This window comes from Micromonospora tarensis, from assembly GCF_016803395.1.
Classification (GTDB): Bacteria; Actinomycetota; Actinomycetes; order Mycobacteriales; family Micromonosporaceae; genus Micromonospora; species Micromonospora tarensis.
In genome coordinates this window covers 1-1607 of sequence record NZ_JAEVHL010000490.1, presented here as the reverse complement: position 1 = coordinate 1607, position 1607 = coordinate 1, and the positions used below count along the sequence as shown (strand labels likewise).

The 1607-nt window shown below is 74.1% G+C and carries 1 protein-coding gene; it reads right to left on the bottom strand.

What is annotated here, in order from left to right; all coding sequences use genetic code 11:
* Positions 1 to 1607: beta-ketoacyl [acyl carrier protein] synthase domain-containing protein (locus JM949_RS35830; RefSeq protein ID WP_203152459.1), on the bottom strand; the 1607-nt coding region annotated here is incomplete at both ends.

Sequence of the window (1607 nt, the reverse complement as noted above, 5' to 3'; positions counted from 1 at the left end):
CGTCGGGATCCGGGCGAGACGGCGAGCCGGTGTTCGAAGTGCGCACGGCCGGTCTGCAGGGTGTACGGCGACGTCCGCCAGCGGGTACCGGTCGCGTCGTGCTCCGCCCAGGCCAGGAGGTCCGCCAGCCGTCGGGCGAGTTCGGCCGGCGTCGGCCGGATATCGGCAGCAGCACGCCGGCCGGGTCCTCGGCGGCGTCGGAGCCGGGCACCCGCTGGGGTGCTTCCTCGATCACGACGTGGGCGTTGGTGCCGCCGAATCCGAACGAGTTCACTCCGGCGCGCAGCGGCGCGCCGGGCGGGGCCGGCCACGGCAGGGGGCGCGTGCTGAGCCGGAACGGCGTGCCGGGGAGTTCGGTGTCGCCGTTCGGGTCGCCGGTGATCGTCGGCGGGATTTCCCGATGCCGCATGGCCAGCAGCACCTTCGCCACCGCGGCCACGCCGGCCGCCGCGATGGCGTGCCCGATGTTGCCCTTGTGTGTGCCGATCACCAGGTCGCCACCGGGGCCGAACGCGTTGGCCAGCGCCCGCAGCTCCACCGAGTCCCCGAGCCGGATGCCGGCGCCCTGCACCTCGAGGTACTGGACGGTGTCCATCGGCACGCCGCAGTCGCGGTAGAGGTTCCGTACCAGCTCGGTGGCCGCCGGGGTCGCCGGGGTCGTGATGCTGTGGGTACGGCCGTTGTGTCCGACGGCGCTGCCCCGGATGACGCCGTACACGTGATCGCCGTCGCGCAGCGCCGCGTCGAGCGGCTTGAGCAGCAACGCGCCCGCGCCCTCGCCGACCACCATGCCGTCCGCGGCGGCGCCGAAGCTGCGCACCCGGCCCGACGGAGAGAGCATCTCGGCCTTGGACGCGAGGACGAGGAACCGTGGCGACGGTGCCACGAAAACGCCGCCGGCCAGCGCCATCTCCGACTCGCCACGCTGGATGCTGGCGCAGGCCAGATGCAGTGCGACAAGCGACGAGGAACACGCGGTGTCGACGGCGAGGTTCGGACCGACCAGGCCGAGCAGGTGGGAGACCCGGCCGGCGAGGATCGACACGTCGGTGCCGAGGAAGAGCTGCGAACCGACGTCCTCGGCCGCCGCCACCTGCTCCTGGTAGTCGGAGGCGCGCGCCCCCACAAAGACACCCACCCGACGCCCGGTCACCTGTTGTGGCGCGTAGCCGGCGTCCTCGAACGCGTGGTAGGCCTCCTGGAGGAAGATGCGCTGCTGCGGATCCATCCGCCGGGCCTCGCGGGGCGAGAGGCGGAAGAAGCCGGCGTCGAAGGCGTCGATCCGGTCGAGGTGCCCCGCCCACTTGCTGACCGCCCGGCCGCTCGCCGCGGGGTCGGGATCGTAGTAGTCCGCCGGCCAGCCGGGCCGGTCCAGCTCACGGATCCGGCTCGTTCCCGCGCGGAGCGCCTGCCACAACCGCTCCGGCGTCGGCAGGTCGGCGAACCGCGCGGAGATTCCCACCACGGCGATGTCGCCACCGGCCGCAGGCCGACTCGTCGCCGCAGGCCGACTCGTCGGCGCGGGCACGTCCAGCGACGCGGGAGGGTCCACCGGCTCGGCCGCGCGCTGCTCGTGCGGCGCCGGCGTGGAATCCGCGCCGGCGGGC